Genomic DNA, 16,327 nt, shown 5'->3' with positions numbered 1-16,327 from the left:
TACCCGAATTCGTTGGCTGCGCGCACGATCGTGCGGAGGTGGGCTAGGCGATATGAGCACTGGCCGCGTTTGCCGTCGGCCAGTGCTCATCCGGATGCGCTGTGCTAACTACACGTTTGCAAGGTAATCCAAGGGACTTTGGCAATACACGTCACACCGCCATCGCGGGCGTGACCATTGGCTTAGGTGTCGCGACGCGAATCGGCGCGTCTCCACGTACGAAGTCGCCGCTGCCCGCATCCAACCTGAACACCGCCACCGCCTGCCGCAACGCATCCGTCTGTTCTTCAAGCGAGCGCGCCGCCGCAGCCGCCTCTTCGACCAGCGCCGCATTGTTCTGCGTCACCTGATCGATCTGCGCGATTTCATGATTCACCTGCTCGATGCGCGCGCTTTGCGCGCCGGCGGCACCCTCGATTTCGCCCATGATGCCGGTCATCCGCTCAACAGCCTGACGCGCATCCGACATCGTGCCACCCGCCTGCGTAACCAGCGACGCACCCAATTCGACCTGCGCCGCCGACTCCCCGAGCAGTTCCTTGATCTCCTTCGCCGCGGTCGCCGAGCGTTGCGCAAGCGTGCGCACCTCGGCCGCGACGACCGAGAAGCCGCGCCCTTCTTCGCCCGCACGCGCCGCCTCGACCGCCGCATTCAGCGCGAGAATATTCGTCTGAAACGCGATGCCTTCAATCACGCCAGTGATTTCCGTCACCTTGCGCGACGAGCCGGTGATGCCGTTCATCGTGTCGATCACGCGATTCACGACATCGGCGCCGCGACTCACCGTCTCTAACGCGCCCTGCGCGAGCCGGCTCGCTTCTTTTGCGTTATCCGCGTTCTGCCTGACCGTGGTCGACATCTGCTCGATGCTCGCCGCAGTGCGCTCCAGCGCGGCGGCCTGCTGCCCGGTACGATTCGACAGGTCGAGGTTACCCGCGGCAATTTCCGTGACCCCATGCGCGATCGCATGGCTACCGCTGCGCACGCCGGCGACCGTGTTCGCGAGCCCGTCGCGCATCTGCGCGAGCGCGGCCAATAGCTGGCCCATTTCGTTGCGCGAACGGCTCACCACGCCGACCGTCAGGTCGCCGGCCGCGATACTGCGAAAGTGCGCGATCGTCTGCTCGATCGGTCGCACCAGCGCAATCGACATCGCCACACGCGCCAGCACGCCGATCACGATCGCCGCGAGACCCACCGCGCCGAACGCGAATCCCGATACCTGGAAACGCCGCGCGGCCGTTTCGGCGTCACCGCGCTGGTTATCGGCCTGCAGGCGTTGCAGCGCTTCGATCGCCTTCGCGTAAGGCGCGTAGTAGCGGTCCGCGGTTTCGCCCTGAATCGTGCGGAACGTGTTGAAGTCGTTTTCGACCAGCGCCTTGTATTCGGGCTCGAGCGCGTCGGCCACCAGCGCCGCGCGCGCTTTCGCCGCCTCCTGCGCGAGCGCGCGCTCCGCATCGCTGCCGAACGGGCCGTCCGCATAGGCATTGAAGTCATTGTTCGAATCGGCGAGCAGCTTGTGCGCGGCGCTGAGCATGTCCTCGGTCGCCTTGCCGACGCTGAAGAGCGTCTCGTAGCTGCCGAGCGCGAGCCGCACCTGCAGCAGCTTCTCCGAGCTCGCGTTCAGTGACGCGAGCGACACCGAGCCGCGCTGTGCGTCGCGCAGGCCGTCGTTGACCTCCTTCAGCGCGCCGTAGCCGACGCCGATCACCGTCAGCAGCAGTGCGACGAACAGGACGATGATGAAAGTCAGTCCCCCGCGGATTGTTATCTTATTGAGCATGAGGTCTCCGGATCATGGTGGCGGACGTGTATTGGAATCTCCGATCTCGTCATAACGGCAGCGCAGCCGCATCGGCGGATAGGGGGAATCCATGAGGCGCCGCACGGATGCGCAATAGATCATTTGTATAATCGCGTGTTTCGTGCTCCGGCCGGCCCTTCCCGTTCCTTTCCATGCTTAGCTTCGCGCTCGGATTTATCGTTTCCCTGCTGACCACGCTGCTGATCGTGCGCTACGCGCATTTGCACGAACGGTTTTCTCTGGACACGGATCTGGCCGGCGCCCAGAAATTCCATGTGCGGCCGGTGCCGCGGGTCGGCGGGTTGGGCATTCTGATCGGTCTGGTGGCGTCGGCCGTGGAATTGCACCACGCTTATCCGGCCGTCTCCACCGGCATTCTGTTTCTGGTTGCATGTGGGCTGCCCGCGTTCGGGGCCGGGCTGGTCGAGGACATGACCAAGCGTGTTTCGCCGCTGACGCGCCTGCTCTGCACGATGGCCGCCGCCGCGCTTGCGTACTTTCTGCTCGACATCGCGGTCACGCGCATCAGCGTGCCGCCACTCGATTTTCTGCTGACGTATGCGGCGATTTCATTCGTGGTCACCGTGCTCGCGGTCGCGGCGCTCGCGAATGCGGTCAATATCATCGACGGGTTCAACGGGCTCGCGTCGATGGTCGCGATGATGATGTTCGCGTCGCTTGGTTATGTCGCGTTCCAGGTGCATGACCCGATCGTCCTGTCCGCGTCGCTGATCATGATGGGCGCGGTGTTGGGCTTCTTTATCTGGAACTTCCCGGCGGGGCTGATTTTTCTTGGCGACGGTGGCGCGTATTTCATCGGCTTCATGCTCGCCGAGCTGTCAATCATGCTCGTGATGCGCAATCGCGATGTGTCCGCGTGGTATCCGGTGCTGCTGTTCATGTACCCGATCTTCGAGACGTGTTTCTCTATCTACCGGAAGAAGTTTATTCGCGGGATATCACCGGGTATTCCGGACGGCGTGCATCTGCATATGCTGGTCTACAAGCGGCTGATGCGTTGGGCGGTGGGCGTGAAGACCGCGCGTGAGCTCACGCAGCGCAATTCGCTGACGTCGCCTTATCTGTGGCTGCTTTGCCTGATTGCGGTGATTCCGGCGACGCTGTTCTGGCGACACACGGTGCACCTGTTCTGCTTCGTCGTGGTGTTCGCGGCGACTTATGTTTGGCTGTATGTGAGCATTGTGCGGTTCAAGTCGCCGCGGTGGATGGTGGTGCGCAAGGGGCGGCGCTCCTAGTTGCCGCCGCTTTCGCGCTGCGCGCGCATGAACCCTTGCCAGCGTCGGTCGATGGTCCAGCCGACGATCGCGAGCACCCCATACCAGACGGCGACCATCACCCATTGCACCACTTCCGGCAGATTCAGCGCCATCAGTGCGATCGATGAACCGACCAGCATCAGCCAGTAGTAGAGCAGCGCGACCGGCACATGCGTGCCGCTCAGTCGAACGAGCCGTTGATAGTAATGTTCACGGTGCGCCTGCCAGACCTTCTCGCCTCGCGCGAGCCGGCGCAGCAACGTGACGGTCGCATCGGCGATAAACGGCGCGAACGCGAGCGCGGGAAACCACACGGGCCACACCCCGTGCTGCCAGCCCCAGAAGCCGAGCGCGCCGGAGAAGAAGCCGAGCGGAACCGAACCGACATCACCGAGAAAGATCCGCGCAGGGTTGAAGTTGAGCACCAGAAAGCCCAACGCCGCACCCGCAATTACCGCCGCAGCGAGCGCCAGTTCTGGCTGCGCCGGCACAGCGGCCACTGCATAGGTCCCAAAGCCGAATACCGCCATGCCGCCCGCGAGGCCGTTCGAACCGTCCATAAAGTTGAACAGGTTCACGAGCCAGACGATCGCAATCACTGCGGCCGCCGCGAGCCACCAGCTGATATCCACCGCCGCAAGCGCGACCGCCGCGGCCGCCACCACGATGTGCGCCGCAAAGCGTACGCGCGCCGGCAGTCCGCGCCGGTCGTCGATCAGCGATACGACGCCGAGCACCACTGCGCCGGCGGCGAAAAGACGCAATGCCGGAGCCTCGAACGCAATTAGCAGCAAGGCCGCCGGCAATACGCCCCAGCCGCCGATGCGCGGCACCGGGCGCGTGTGAAGCGAACGCTGGTTTGGCACGTCGATCGCGATCTTCCACGCCCAGCCGGTGCGCAACAGCATGGCGAGAATGCCGAAACAGAGCACCGCGGCCAACGCGGCAACCGCGAGTAACGCGAGTGGGGAGGCCGTATGCATATCAGCGCGACTCTCTAAATGCGCGAACCGTTTCCGCCAGCCCTTGCGACACCGAGCGCGGTGGTGTCCAGCCCAATTCGCGCGGCAGACGTGTGCAATCGAGTCGCAGCGAGCTCGTCAGCCGCTGGACTTGCGGGCCCTTGCCTGCCGCTTTGCCTGCCGCACGCAGCCACGCGACAGGGACCGGCCATAGCCGCGCCGGACGATGCAGCTCGCCTGCAATTGCGCGAATCATGCCGGTGACCGTCAAGTCGTCGAGATCGCTCACATGGAAGACTCCGCCGACGGGGCCAGCGTGCGTCGCCAAGGTGCGGATTGCGTCCGCGAGGTTACCGACGTAGACCATGCTGCGCCGTGCATCGACGGCGCCGAGCGGCAGCGGCACGCCGCGTTCGACCGCCTTGATCAAGCCGAGAAAGTTCGCGCGCACGCCGGGCCCGTAGACGAGCGGCGGCCTGACGATCGCGATCTCCACGCCGTTCGCACGGCCGAACGCGGTCAGCGCGGTCTCGGCTTCGAACTTCGAAATGCCATAAGGATCGACCGGCGCGGGTGGATCGTCTTCGCGCCAGGGGCGGCCCGGCTCGCCTTCGCCGAGCGCCTTCACGCTGCTGACAAAGACGATGCGCCGTGCGCCCGCTCGATGTGCGGCGCGTGCTGCGTTCAGCGTACCGTCGACATTGGTCGCCCGGTATGCGGCGAGCGGGTCGACCGAGTCGTCGGTCATCATATGCACGCGCGCCGCGAGATGGATGAGCACATCGCATGGTGCGAGCGCCGGGTCGCCGGCTGCAAGACTCGCGAAGTTGTCATCGGCGACGATGACTTCACGAACGCGCGAGTCGCGTACGCCAACATGCCGCACCAACGCGGTCACGTCGTGGTCCGTGTCGCACAACAGCGCACAGAGCGCGCGGCCGACAAAGCCGTTTGCTCCTGTTACTGCGATCCGCATTCACGATCCTTTTGCATGCGTTCCATTTGCATACGCTTGCGTGAGCGCCCTCACCCGACTACTGAACGATAGACATTGGCGGTTTGCTCGACGGTGGACTCCCACGTGAGCTCGGCCGCGCGCCGCAAACCCTTCGCGATCAACTCGTTACGCAATGGCTCGTCGTTGAGCAGCCGTTCGAGTCCGGCCGCGATCTCTTCGACCGAATACGGGTTGACCTCCAGCGCGGCGCCATCCACGACTTCCGGAATCGATGTGACGTTCGACGTCAGCACGGGCACGCCGCTCGCCAACGCTTCCGCCACCGGCAAACCGAACCCTTCAAAGAGCGACGGGTAGCCGAACACCGCGGCCGACGCGTAGAGCTTCAACAGTGCCGCACGCGACACGTACCCCGGCGCGACCAGTTGCCCCGCCTGCAGGAGCGGCTCGACATCGCGCATCAAGGCGGTATTCATCCAGCCGTCCGCGCCGATCAGCACGAGCGGGAAGGCATGTCGCAAATCCGCCGGCAGCCGCGCGAACGCTTCGACGAGGCGCCGCAGGTTCTTGCGCGGTTGCAGTGTACACACTGACAGCACGAAACCCCGATAGCGCAGACCGAGATCGGCCAGCGCAGGCACGCACTCTTCTTCTGAATAAGGCCGAAACGTTGGCTCGACGCCAAGATGGATCGTGACGACCTTCTCATCGGGCAAGCCGTAGATTTCGTGAATGTCCTTCTTCGTATAGAAGCTGTCCGCGATTACCTTGTGCGCCTGTTTGAGCGTGCGCGGCAAACCGTCGTCGAGATAATCGACGGCAACGCGCGGATGGAATTCCGGAAAACGACGATGCGACAGATCGTGAATCGTGACGACGTTCGGTCCTTTGTAGCGCGACGCGATGAAATTCGTTTCGTGGTACAGATAGCCGCGCTGTTCGAAATGCTTGCGCACTTGCGCGGACTTGATGCTGCGCACGATGGTTCGGGACTTATAGATGCCCGGCACGTAGCGCGCGGCCCGTAATGCCGATGCGGTCCAGCCTTCGCTGAATTGTGCGGCTTTTCCGAGCGCGGCCTCGTCGCGCATCAGCGTGTCGAGGCTCTCTCCCTGATAGACGGTCGACCCGACCCACCCTGCGATATCTTCGACGTCCGTCTTTCCGATCAGTCCTTCGAGCAGATGCTGGGTGTAGTAGCCGATGCCGCTTCTGGGCGGCCTCAGCGAATTCAAATCGTAAAGCAGTTTCATCAGATTGCGTGTGGTGCCGATGGGTGACGGGCCAACGGAGCGACGCGCGGCGCATTCATGCAGGCGCCGCCGCAGCGATATTGGATTGCTGGTGTGTGAGACTGGAAAGCGTGCAACCGCGTGTCAGCCCTGCATGACCTGGCGCACGGGCTGAACGGGTTGCAACGCGGGCGGCGTGACCGGCTGATATTCCGGCACCCAACGCCGCAGGTCGCGCCGCACCTCGTCATCTTGCAGCACACGGTTTTGCATCAGCCACGGCAACAACTCGTCGAGCAGGTTGTTCGGCACTTCGCGCGCACGGGCGATGCGCAGCTTCGGATGAGGCGTACGCACAGTGGCCTCGTCGTCGGCCAACAGCTCTTCGTAGAGTTTTTCGCCGGGGCGCAAACCGGTGAACACGATTTGCACCTGCTCTTCGGTGAAGCCGTACAGACGGATCAGATCGCGCGCGAGATCGACAATCTTCACCGGCTGCCCCATGTCGAGCACGAAGATCTCACCGCCCCTGCCCATACTCGACGCCTGCAGCACCAGTTGCGACGCCTCCGGAATGGTCATGAAGAAGCGCGTGATCTCGGGATGGGTGACCGTCACCGGGCCGCCCTTGGCGATCTGCTGCTGGAACTTGGGAATCACGCTGCCGGCGCTGCCGAGCACGTTGCCGAAGCGCACTGTTTCGAGCTTCGTGCGCGTGGTGGTTTGCTGCAACGCCTGGCAAGCCATTTCCGCGAGCCGCTTGCTCGCGCCCATCACATTGGTAGGATTGACCGCCTTGTCGGTGGAGATCAGTACAAAGTGCTTCACGCCATGACGGATTGCCGCACGCGCGACGCGATAAGTGCCGAGCACGTTGTTGCGGACCGCTTGCCACGCGTTCTGTTCTTCCATCAGCGGCACGTGCTTGTAGGCGGCGGCGTGAAAGAGGATGTGCGGTGTGTGGCGCGAGATGACTTCGTCGAGCAGCAATGAATCTTTCGCGTCGCCAATCACTGGAATGAGCGGGACGCCGGGGAAGCGATCGCGCAGTTCCTCGGTCAACTGGTACGTTGCGAATTCGGAAATGTCGTAGGCAATGAGTTGTGCCGGATCGAAGCGCAGGATCTGGCGGCAGAGTTCGGAGCCGATCGAGCCGCCTGCACCGGTGACCATCACGACGCGGTTGCGCAGCAGTGCTTCGACGTGGGGAGTGTCGATACGGACAGGTTCGCGGCCGAGCAGGTCTTCGAGGTCGATCTGACGGATACGCGACAGGAAGCCCTGGCCTTGCGACACCGCGGTCAGCGCCGGCAATACCATCGCCTTGACGCCAGCGCGCACACACAGCGTGGCGGCGCGGCGCTGCGCCTCGACTGACGCGGACGGGATGGCGATGATCGCGAATTCGGTCTTCAGTTCGGCGGCAAGGCGCGGCAAGTCGCCGATGCTGCCCAACACCTTGTAGCCGTAGATCTCGCGGCCTTGTTTGGAAGTCTCATCGTCGAGCAAGCCAACGAGCCGCCACTCCGCCGAACGGGATAGCTCACGTGCGAGACTCGCACCGGCGGTACCGGCACCTAACACGATGACGGGTTTGCCCTGGGCGACCAACCCGCCATAGCGGCGGAATTCCTTCGCGGTGCGGTAAAGCGCGCGCGAACCGCCCATGATCAGGAAGAGCAGCAACGGCGACACTAGCAGCACCGAGCGCGGGATGATAGGCAAGGGTTGCAGCATCACCGCGCCGATCATCACAACCAATGCGCCGACACCGACCGCCTTCGATATGCGAATCAGATCGGGCAGACTCGCGAACACCCACATGCCGCGATACAGCCCGAAGATGCGGAATAGGATTGCATAGGTGACGACGACGCCGGACAGCGCATGCATGCCGCCCATGCGAAAGGCGTCAGGGACGTCACCGTTGAAACGCAGCACATACGCCGAAATCCATGCGAGCGCCACCGCGCACGTATCGAAGCCAAACGCGCATAGAGATAGCCACGACGACCTGAATCGATACATATCCCGGGGTACCTCTGAGGTTTGTGGATTTATATGGTTAATCTGATTCCGCGTGCCGCTCTCCCGGCACTCGATGTCCCGACCGACTGTGGCACGGTCGGTCGCATTGCGGAATTAAACGAGCCTTCGAACAGCAAGCATTATGCCAAGGGCTCCGCCTCGTGGGCAAACAAACGTGTCACTGAGTGTGCGGCTTTGCAGGTAAGCCCGGTGACGGCGACAAAGATACCGCGAGCGGGCCGTGTTGACGACTCGGACAAGCGGCAAATGTTGCAAAAAGCGTAACCAGATGTACTTGTTTTGGCGACTTCAATTGCGAAATCCGCTAGAATCGCCGTCTGCGTGACCGTTTTGGCGCCAATTTTCTGAATAAATTCATGAACATCATTCCCGTGATCATTTGCGGAGGCGCTGGCACGCGCCTATGGCCGGTTTCGCGAGAAACATTTCCGAAGCCACTGCTCAAGTTGGCTGACGGGCAAAGCCTTCTGCAGAAAACTTTTGCTCGCGCGGCGGATGTCGCAACGATCCACGAATTGCTGATCGTCACGAATCGTGAAACGTACTTCCTGACGAAGGACGAATGCGTCTGCGTCGGAACGGATGTCGAACGTGTCGACTATGTGCTCGAGCCTGTAGCACGCAATACCGCTGCGGCAATCGGCGTCGCCGCGGCCGTCGTGCGTGAGCGGCATGGGCCGGACGCGATCATGCTGGTGATGCCGGCGGATCAATTGATCGAGAATCAGGCAGCATTTCGAAGCGCTGTCGAACATGCGGCACAGGCAGCGCAGCAAGGGCACGTCGTCACCTTCGGCATTCGCCCCACTGCTCCCGAAACCGGTTACGGGTACATCGAGTTCGACACGAAACCGCTGGCGAACATGGCCGACGTGCATCAGGTGATTCGCTTCGTCGAGAAACCGGAGCTTAGCGTCGCACAAGAGCTGGTGGCAGGCGGTCGCCATGTGTGGAATGCGGGCATCTTCTGCTTTACCGCGGAGACCATTCTCAACGAACTCGAAAAGCATGCGCCGACGGTTGCGGAGCCCGTGCTCGCCGCGGTGCTGGAAGCGAAGCGCAGCGAATCCGATGACTGCTCGACTATCGAACTTGATGCCGCGCAGTTCCGTAAAGCCGAGGACATCTCGATCGATTACGCGGTGATGGAACGGTCCGATAACGTGGCCGTCGTACCCTGCGACCTAGGATGGAGCGATATCGGTTCGTGGCTCGCGATCAGCGAGCTGACCGCGCCGGACGAACGCGGTAATCGGGTTCACGGTGAGGCTGAGCTGTTCGACGTCGACAATTGCTTCGTGCGAAGTGATGAGCGCTTTATCGGCATGGTGGGTGTCAGCGATGTCATCGTTGTCGATACGGCTGATGCATTGCTGATCGCCGCGCGTGACCGTGCGCAGGACGTCAAGCAGATTGTCGCAAAGCTCAAGCGGACGAATCACGATGCATATCGGCTGCATCGCACGGTTCATCGCCCTTGGGGCACTTACACGGTACTCGAGGAAGGTGAGCGCTTCAAGATGAAGCGGATTGTGGTGAAGCCAGGTGCGTCGCTTTCGTTGCAGATGCATCATCATCGCAGCGAACATTGGATTGTCGTGCGCGGGTGTGCGGATATTGTGAACGGTGACCAGCTTATTTCTCTGCAGCCGAATGAATCGACTTATATTCCGGCGGGACATAAGCATCGGTTGATCAATCCGGGGGTGGTGGACCTTGTGTTGATCGAGGTGCAGTGCGGTGAGTATCTCGGAGAAGACGATATCGTTCGCTTTGAGGATGTGTACGGGCGGGCGCCGGTTGCCTGACTCCAAGCTACACGTAGAAACGTACTACAACGCTCAATTTGATCAGGTCCGTTTGCAGTCGCGGCGCGGATCTGCATTTGCCTGCATCAGCGGACGCAGACCGACGAACAAGGCGACCTGCGAGACACATGCGCGTTCTTCATTTCTTTAAGACGTACAAGCCCGATTCGATGGGCGGGGTAGAAGAGCTGATCGGCCAGATATGCTCAGGCGCGGCAAGGCACGGCGTGACCAGCGACGTGTTGACGGTAAGCGACGATACGTCCACTGTCGACTTCGGTGACCACGTGCACTATCGGGCAAAGCGCAATGTGGAAATTGCCTCGTCGGCATTCTCGATTTCCGCATTCAAGCGTTTCGCCGAATTGGCCGCGCGAGCTGATGTGATTCACTATCACTTCCCATGGCCGTTTGCCGATGTCGTCCACTTTGCGACCCGGACGGGCAAGCCATCAATCGTCACCTATCACTCGGATATCGTGCGGCAGAAGATCCTGCTGCAGATCTACAAGCCACTGCGAGATCGTTTTTTGGCCAGCGTCGATCGAATCGTCGCGACATCACCGAACTATCTTGCGACAAGCAACGTGCTGCAGCGGTTCAAGGATAAAGTCGACATCATTCCGATTGGCCTGGATCAGAAAGCCTACCCGCCTGCATCTACCGAAAAGCTGAAATATTGGCACGAACGAGCGGGATCGAAGTTCTTCCTGTTTGTCGGGAATTTGCGGTACTACAAAGGGCTGCATATATTGCTCGACGCGCTGCACGGAACTGACTTCAAGACAGTAATAGTGGGCGCCGGACCGGTGGAGAACAAATTGCGAGAGCAAGCGGCACGCCTCAACCTCCGGCAGGTCGAGTTTGTTGGTCCGGTCGGCGATGAAGACAAGGTCGCGTTGCTCACGCTATGCCATGCGCTTGCATTCCCGTCGCACTTACGCTCCGAGGCATTCGGAATCTCGCTCCTGGAAGGAGCGATGTTCGGCAAGGCGCTGATTTCAGCAGAAATCGGCACGGGGACCTCGTATGTCAATGCTGCTGGCGTAACGGGCCTCGTGATACCGCCCAACGACGCTCAAGCATTGTGCGCGGCATTGACGCGGCTATGGATGGACGATGCGCTAACCGCGCAACTTGGTGCCGCGGCCCGTCAACGTTTTGAGCACTACTTCACTGCCGACAAGATGGTGGAGTCGTACGTAGCGTTGTACATGCAAATAGCGAACAAGGACGCGCGATAGGATAGCCGAAATCCTTTCGGGATATGGTTTTGGCTACTTTCGGATTTGTTATAATGGCGCCCACCTTCGACACTGCTTTGCAAAACAGCATCACGCGTCGTTGGGGAAACCCAACCACCCAAAATCATCTTCTGTGCCTGGTACGGCATGTCGCGGTTGCGGCGCGCATTGGCCGGACAATTGGAACAGCCGAGGAAATCCAATGAAAGCGGTCATTCTCGCGGGCGGTCTGGGAACCCGTATCTCGGAAGAGACGCACCTGCGACCGAAACCGATGATCGAAATCGGGGGCAAACCCATCCTGTGGCACATCATGAAAATCTATTCCCACCACGGGATTAACGACTTCGTGATCTGCTGCGGGTACAAGGGCTACATCATCAAAGAGTATTTTGCCAATTACTTCTTGCATATGTCCGATGTCACGTTTGACATGCAGGACAATCGCATGGATGTCCATCAGCGCAACGCCGAACCATGGCGCGTTACGTTGATCGATACAGGCGAAGACACGATGACCGGTGGTCGTCTCAAACGTGTAGCACCTTACGTGCGCGATGAAGATGCATTCTGCTTCACATACGGCGACGGGGTAAGCAGTGTCGACATTACCGAGCTTGTCGCGTTTCATCGCAAGCAAGGCACGCTCGCTACATTGACCGCGACCTATCCGCCAGGCCGTTTCGGTGCACTCGACATTCAAGCCGATCACCGTGTGATGACGTTTCAGGAAAAGCCACGGGGTGACGGTGGCATGATCAACGGCGGCTTTTTCGTGCTATCTCCCAAAGTCATGGAATTGCTCGTCGATGACAGCACCGTCTGGGAACGCGAACCGCTCGAAACGCTTGCCGAGCGAGGTCAGTTATCCGCTTATCAGCATCACGGCTTCTGGCAACCAATGGACACCCTGCGCGACAAGACTCTCCTTGAGGACCTATGGCACAAAGGTGACGCCCCGTGGAAGGTGTGGCAAAAATGAACTCGCAATGGTGGCGCGGCAAGCGCGTTCTCCTCACAGGTCATACGGGCTTTAAAGGCACGTGGCTTTCCCTCTGGCTGCATTCACTCGGAGCAGAAGTCACCGGATTCGCCCTTGCACCCAGCACCGAGCCAAGCATGTTTGAGCTCACACGTGCTGCGGAAGGGATGCGCTCAGTCATCGGAGACATCCGCAATCCCGCTGAGATTGCTTCACTCGTTGCGGACGTTCAACCGGAAATCGTATTCCACATGGCCGCGCAACCCTTGGTGCGGTATTCGTACGAAAACCCGATCGAGACGTACCACACTAATGTCCTCGGCACAGTGCATCTGCTCGACGCGCTGCGGCGCGTATCGAGTGTACGCGCCGTCGTGAACGTCACTAGCGATAAGTGCTACGAGAACCGCGAGTGGGTGTGGGGGTATCGCGAACAAGACCCAATGGGCGGATTCGATCCCTACAGCAGTAGCAAGGGTTGTGCGGAACTCGTCATCTCGGCATTCCGCAACTCCTATTTTTCGCCAGACAACTTCGACAAGCATCGCTGTGCCGTCGCGTCTGCCCGGGCGGGAAATGTGATCGGCGGTGGCGATTGGTCAGAGGCTCGCCTGATTCCTGATATCCTCCGCGCGATCGCTCAAAAGGAGGCGGTGAAGATTCGCTATCCGAAGGCAATCCGGCCTTGGCAACATGTCCTAGAACCGCTGTCAGGGTACCTGTTGCTTGCGCAGCGATTGTCTACGGATGGCGCCGCCTTTGCGGAAGGCTGGAACTTCGGACCATCCGACACCGATGTTCGGCCGGTCGAATGGATCGTCGAGCAGATTACCCGTCAGTGGGGAGCGGGTGCGACTTGGGTCGCCGACGGCGGAGATCATCCGCATGAAGCGGCCCATTTGAAGTTGGACTCTTCCAAAGCACGGCAGGTATTGGGTTGGCGGACACGCTGGTCTCTGGCGGATTCGCTTGAACGCATCGTTGCGTGGCATCAGGCATATGTCGGCGGTAAAGACATGCGTGCCTGCACGCTCGCACAAATTGAGGATTACATGCACAACGCCTGATCTCCTGGCGTGCATTTCGATTTCACGGGAACCATTGATATGAGCAAGTTCAACTTCGTCATGATCTCCGCCGGCTTCGAGCACGGTGGCAACGTTACGCACCGTCACCTGGACGGCCATTCGAAACTGCTGGTCTACCCGTTTGAATCACAGTTGGGAAACCGCCGGTTCAATGACTTTCTGGCATCCGTTGAGCGTGTGCAATATCGCTATCCGGAGTTTCCGGAAGGACTGACCGCCGCTGAGCTCTATGAGCAATTGATCGACGAGGAAATGAAAACGTTCCTGCGCAAGCGGAACGGTTCGAAGTTCAAGGATGCGGATCTGGTTCTCAACGAAGCGGATCGTATCGCGGACTTCAAGAAGCTGCTCGGCGACGGCCCGTACACGCGTCGCCAGGTTGTTGAAGCCTTCTTCCGCTCCACGTTTTCGGCATGGAAGAACTACTACACGACGCCCTCTGAGGACATGACGTACGTCGGCTACTCGCCCGCGATCGGTATCGACGCAGACCGCATCGTGCGCGATTTCCCGGATGCGAAGATCGTGCATATCGTGCGCAACCCGTTCTCGGCTTACCGCGATACGAAGCGCCGCCCGTTTCCGCAGCCGCTCAGCATGTACCTGATCACGTGGAACATCTATCACTCGACGGTGGAAATGTATGCGCGCATGTACCCGCGCAACGTGAAGATCTTCCGCTACGAGGATCTGGTCGCGGACAAGGAAGCATTCATGAATGACGTCTCGAAGTTCATCGGCGTCGGCTTCGAGAAATCGATGCTGTACCCGAGCTGGAATGGTGTCGAAATCAAGGACAACATCGCTCCTTGGGGCACGGTTCTGAAGAGCACCGCGGCATACAACGAAGAGATCATCGACGAACTGAACGACGCCGAAAAGACGCAGATTGCGCAAGGCACCACGGCACTGGCTCGCCACTTCAAGTACGACCAGGTGCCGTACCTCGCGAAGTTCTATCGTGCTCAGTAAGCTCCGTCATTTCACTGACGGCGGAGGCAGCGATCTGGCGAGCCTTCGGTCTCGTGTCGACGTGCGGCCGGCATTGGGTGCGGTAGGTGCGCCCAATGCACCGTTCGTCGCGGTGAGCGGTGGAACGCTGGGCGTCTGCTTCATAGCGACTGTAGACGGGCGCGATCGATTCCTAAAGTCGTACGCGTCCGTTCAAGGCAAACCGAATCTCGAGAAGGAAGTTCGGATTCTGACGCATCTCTATGGTGAGATGCTGAGCATCCGGCGAATCGAAGTACCCGAAGACGAAGAGCAAACGCGCGTATGGCTGTTCATGGACGCACTTCGGCCGCTCGATGCACCGCTGGGTCCGCGCGACACGCAGGGGCTTGTTGAAGCATACCGTGCGCAGCTAGCGTCACTACCGGCGGATGCGCTTCAGACTACCGATACGCTGGGAACCCTTATCCACGAAGCGAGCCGAGGCATCTCGAATCTCGTATCAGCAGGCCAGCTCAGTTCCGCCATAAAGCATGAATTGAGCTCGCGCCTTGTATATCTCACGCAGAAGTGGCAATCCTTCTCCTCTTGCGTCGCGCACGGCGATTTGGGACCACACAACATCATGGCTGCCGACTGCCGCCCCGTGGTGATCGACTGGGAAGATGCATTCTGCGGCGTTGACGGATACGACTATCTCTATTGGCTGACATTCTTCGAAAATCGTCGGCACTACAACAAGGACATCCTCGGGCGCACCCCATTGGGTGTAGAAGCTGAAGTGGCGTTGCTCGCGATGATCCTGCTCCTGAAGAGCGAGCTGTCGCTGCGCGCAAATACCCTCGCCGGTAATCAGATTTCTGTTGAGCAACGGATTGGTGAGGTCCTTGCCCTTGCATGAAGGCAGGACGATCGAAACAGGACTGCAGTCGATGCACGTTAGTCAAAACGATCTGGATGAAGTGCTGGTCGCCGCCGACCAAGACCTGCGAGCGTTGCAAAACGCTCGCGTGTTCCTGACCGGCGGGACCGGCTATATAGGCTGTTGGATGCTGACGTGTCTGCTTCATGCCGACTCGAAGTTGAAGCTCGAACTCGGCATCACAACGCTATCGCGAGATCCTCATCGATTCGCCGAGCGTTATCCGCATCTGGCAAATCACAAAGCAGTCGAACTCGTCCAAGGCGACATCCGCGATTTCGCTTTTCCGGCCGGTGCGTTCACACACGTCATTCACGGCGCGACCGACGTAGTTGCCCAACAGACGGCGCTGCAAACATTCGATGTCACCGTCGCGGGTACACGCCGGGTTCTTGATTTCGCCAAGCAGCGCGGCGCGAAGCGCGTGCTCCTAATGAGTTCCGGTGCGGTCTACGGCAAGTTTCCACCGGGAGTCAGCAGCATCGGGGAAGACTACACCGGAGCGCCTTCGACCGATGCCCCGGCTTCGGCGTATGGCATCGGCAAGCTTGCGAGCGAGTGGCTCGGCGCCGCATACGGCGAGTCGGGCGAGATGACCTGTTCGTCTGCACGCATCTTTGCGCAGATCGGCCCCACCCTCGCGCTCGACAAGCAGTTCGCCGCGGGTAATTTCCTGCTCAACGCGCTGCGCGATGAGCCATTCGTGATCAAGGGGGACGGCACGGCAGTGCGTTCATACATGTACGCGACCGATCTCGTGACGTGGCTGCTAGCTGTTCTGGTCCGCGGGAAAGCTGCCCGCGCTTACAATGTGGGCTCCGACCAAGGCGTCTCGATTCGCGAATTGGCCGCCGCCATTGCGCGCCTAACGGGTCGCTCAGAAGACACAATACAAGTGCTGGGCCAACCCGCCCCTGGCGCGGCGCCGAATCAATACCTGCCCAATACCCGCCGGGCGGCCGACGAACTCGGCCTGCGACTCGGCGTACCGCTCGACGAAGCGATCCGCCGGACCTATAAGTGGTACCGCAATCAACCAAGCTAATGCGA

Annotated in this window: 13 protein-coding genes; 8 read left to right on the top strand and 5 right to left on the bottom strand. The window is 60.4% G+C overall.

What is annotated here, in order from left to right:
• Positions 1-151 precede the first annotated feature (151 nt).
• Positions 152-1,783 carry a methyl-accepting chemotaxis protein gene (locus HV796_RS18610; RefSeq protein WP_175227959.1) on the bottom strand — a complete coding sequence of 544 codons (1,632 nt, stop codon included), beginning with the start codon at positions 1,781-1,783 and terminating at the stop codon, positions 152-154.
• Between the two features lie 173 nt (positions 1,784-1,956).
• Between HV796_RS18610 and HV796_RS18605 the strand changes: the two genes are divergently transcribed.
• Positions 1,957-3,060 (top strand): MraY family glycosyltransferase, encoded by a 1,104-nt coding sequence (locus HV796_RS18605; RefSeq protein ID WP_175227958.1) that lies wholly within the window; start codon positions 1,957-1,959, stop codon positions 3,058-3,060.
• On the opposite strand, the gene HV796_RS18600 is transcribed toward HV796_RS18605, so the two are convergent.
• The 4 genes from HV796_RS18600 to HV796_RS18585 all read right to left on the bottom strand — a co-directional run bounded on the left by HV796_RS18600 (position 3,057) and on the right by HV796_RS18585 (position 8,261).
• Positions 3,057-4,064 carry an MraY family glycosyltransferase gene (locus HV796_RS18600; protein ID WP_175227957.1) on the bottom strand — a complete coding sequence of 336 codons (1,008 nt, stop codon included), beginning with the start codon at positions 4,062-4,064 and terminating at the stop codon, positions 3,057-3,059. The genes HV796_RS18605 and HV796_RS18600 overlap by 4 nt on opposite strands.
• A gap of 1 nt (position 4,065) precedes the next feature.
• A complete protein-coding gene (locus HV796_RS18595; protein WP_175227956.1) occupies positions 4,066-5,019 on the bottom strand; it encodes an NAD-dependent epimerase/dehydratase family protein in 954 nt (317 codons plus the stop codon).
• Positions 5,020-5,069: 50 nt separating this feature from the next.
• On the bottom strand, positions 5,070-6,254 hold the full coding sequence (locus tag HV796_RS18590) for a glycosyltransferase family 4 protein (protein ID WP_175227955.1): 1,185 nt from the start codon (positions 6,252-6,254) through the stop codon (positions 5,070-5,072).
• 123 nt (positions 6,255-6,377) lie between these two features.
• The gene (locus tag HV796_RS18585; protein WP_175227954.1) at positions 6,378-8,261 is read right to left on the bottom strand and encodes a polysaccharide biosynthesis protein; all 1,884 of its coding nucleotides are present in this window, start codon (positions 8,259-8,261) and stop codon (positions 6,378-6,380) included.
• Between the two features lie 377 nt (positions 8,262-8,638).
• Here HV796_RS18585 and HV796_RS18580 point away from each other — a divergent pair, with 377 nt between their 5' ends.
• From HV796_RS18580 to HV796_RS18550, 7 genes are all read left to right on the top strand, one after another.
• Positions 8,639-10,090, top strand: coding sequence for a mannose-1-phosphate guanylyltransferase/mannose-6-phosphate isomerase (locus HV796_RS18580; protein ID WP_175227953.1), 1,452 nt, complete (start codon positions 8,639-8,641; stop codon positions 10,088-10,090).
• A gap of 128 nt (positions 10,091-10,218) precedes the next feature.
• Complete coding sequence (locus HV796_RS18575) at positions 10,219-11,334, top strand: glycosyltransferase family 4 protein (protein ID WP_175227952.1); 1,116 nt, start codon at positions 10,219-10,221, stop codon at positions 11,332-11,334.
• A 202-nt stretch (positions 11,335-11,536) separates the two neighbouring features.
• Positions 11,537-12,316 carry a glucose-1-phosphate cytidylyltransferase gene (gene rfbF / locus HV796_RS18570; protein ID WP_175227951.1) on the top strand — a complete coding sequence of 260 codons (780 nt, stop codon included), beginning with the start codon at positions 11,537-11,539 and terminating at the stop codon, positions 12,314-12,316.
• Entirely contained in the window at positions 12,313-13,383 is a 1,071-nt protein-coding gene (gene rfbG / locus HV796_RS18565) for a CDP-glucose 4,6-dehydratase (RefSeq protein WP_175227950.1), read from the top strand. The genes rfbF and rfbG overlap by 4 nt, the downstream gene beginning before the upstream one ends.
• Positions 13,384-13,422: 39 nt before the next feature.
• Positions 13,423-14,376: a sulfotransferase family protein gene (locus HV796_RS18560; RefSeq protein WP_175227949.1), complete on the top strand. Its 954-nt coding sequence runs from the start codon at positions 13,423-13,425 to the stop codon at positions 14,374-14,376.
• Positions 14,366-15,256 carry a phosphotransferase gene (locus HV796_RS18555; RefSeq protein WP_175227948.1) on the top strand — a complete coding sequence of 297 codons (891 nt, stop codon included), beginning with the start codon at positions 14,366-14,368 and terminating at the stop codon, positions 15,254-15,256. Before HV796_RS18560 ends, HV796_RS18555 begins: the two co-directional genes overlap by 11 nt.
• A 61-nt stretch (positions 15,257-15,317) precedes the next feature.
• Complete coding sequence (locus tag HV796_RS18550; protein ID WP_175227947.1) at positions 15,318-16,322, top strand: NAD-dependent epimerase/dehydratase family protein; 1,005 nt, start codon at positions 15,318-15,320, stop codon at positions 16,320-16,322.
• Positions 16,323-16,327 lie beyond the last annotated feature (5 nt).

This window comes from Paraburkholderia humisilvae, assembly GCF_902859855.1.
GTDB classification, from domain to species: Bacteria; Pseudomonadota; Gammaproteobacteria; order Burkholderiales; family Burkholderiaceae; genus Paraburkholderia; species Paraburkholderia humisilvae.
Note: the sequence above shows the minus strand (reverse complement) of the source record. Positions and strands in the feature narration are given on the sequence as shown.

Coding starts and splice junctions, on each gene's coding strand:
- HV796_RS18610 (WP_175227959.1), bottom strand. CDS start 1,783: ATGCTCAATAAGATAACAATCCGCGGGGGACTGACTTTCATCATCGTC.
- HV796_RS18605 (WP_175227958.1), top strand. CDS start 1,957: ATGCTTAGCTTCGCGCTCGGATTTATCGTTTCCCTGCTGACCACGCTG.
- HV796_RS18600 (WP_175227957.1), bottom strand. CDS start 4,064: ATGCATACGGCCTCCCCACTCGCGTTACTCGCGGTTGCCGCGTTGGCC.
- HV796_RS18595 (WP_175227956.1), bottom strand. CDS start 5,019: ATGCGGATCGCAGTAACAGGAGCAAACGGCTTTGTCGGCCGCGCGCTC.
- HV796_RS18590 (WP_175227955.1), bottom strand. CDS start 6,254: ATGAAACTGCTTTACGATTTGAATTCGCTGAGGCCGCCCAGAAGCGGC.
- HV796_RS18585 (WP_175227954.1), bottom strand. CDS start 8,261: ATGTATCGATTCAGGTCGTCGTGGCTATCTCTATGCGCGTTTGGCTTC.
- HV796_RS18580 (WP_175227953.1), top strand. CDS start 8,639: ATGAACATCATTCCCGTGATCATTTGCGGAGGCGCTGGCACGCGCCTA.
- HV796_RS18575 (WP_175227952.1), top strand. CDS start 10,219: ATGCGCGTTCTTCATTTCTTTAAGACGTACAAGCCCGATTCGATGGGC.
- rfbF (WP_175227951.1), top strand. CDS start 11,537: ATGAAAGCGGTCATTCTCGCGGGCGGTCTGGGAACCCGTATCTCGGAA.
- rfbG (WP_175227950.1), top strand. CDS start 12,313: ATGAACTCGCAATGGTGGCGCGGCAAGCGCGTTCTCCTCACAGGTCAT.
- HV796_RS18560 (WP_175227949.1), top strand. CDS start 13,423: ATGAGCAAGTTCAACTTCGTCATGATCTCCGCCGGCTTCGAGCACGGT.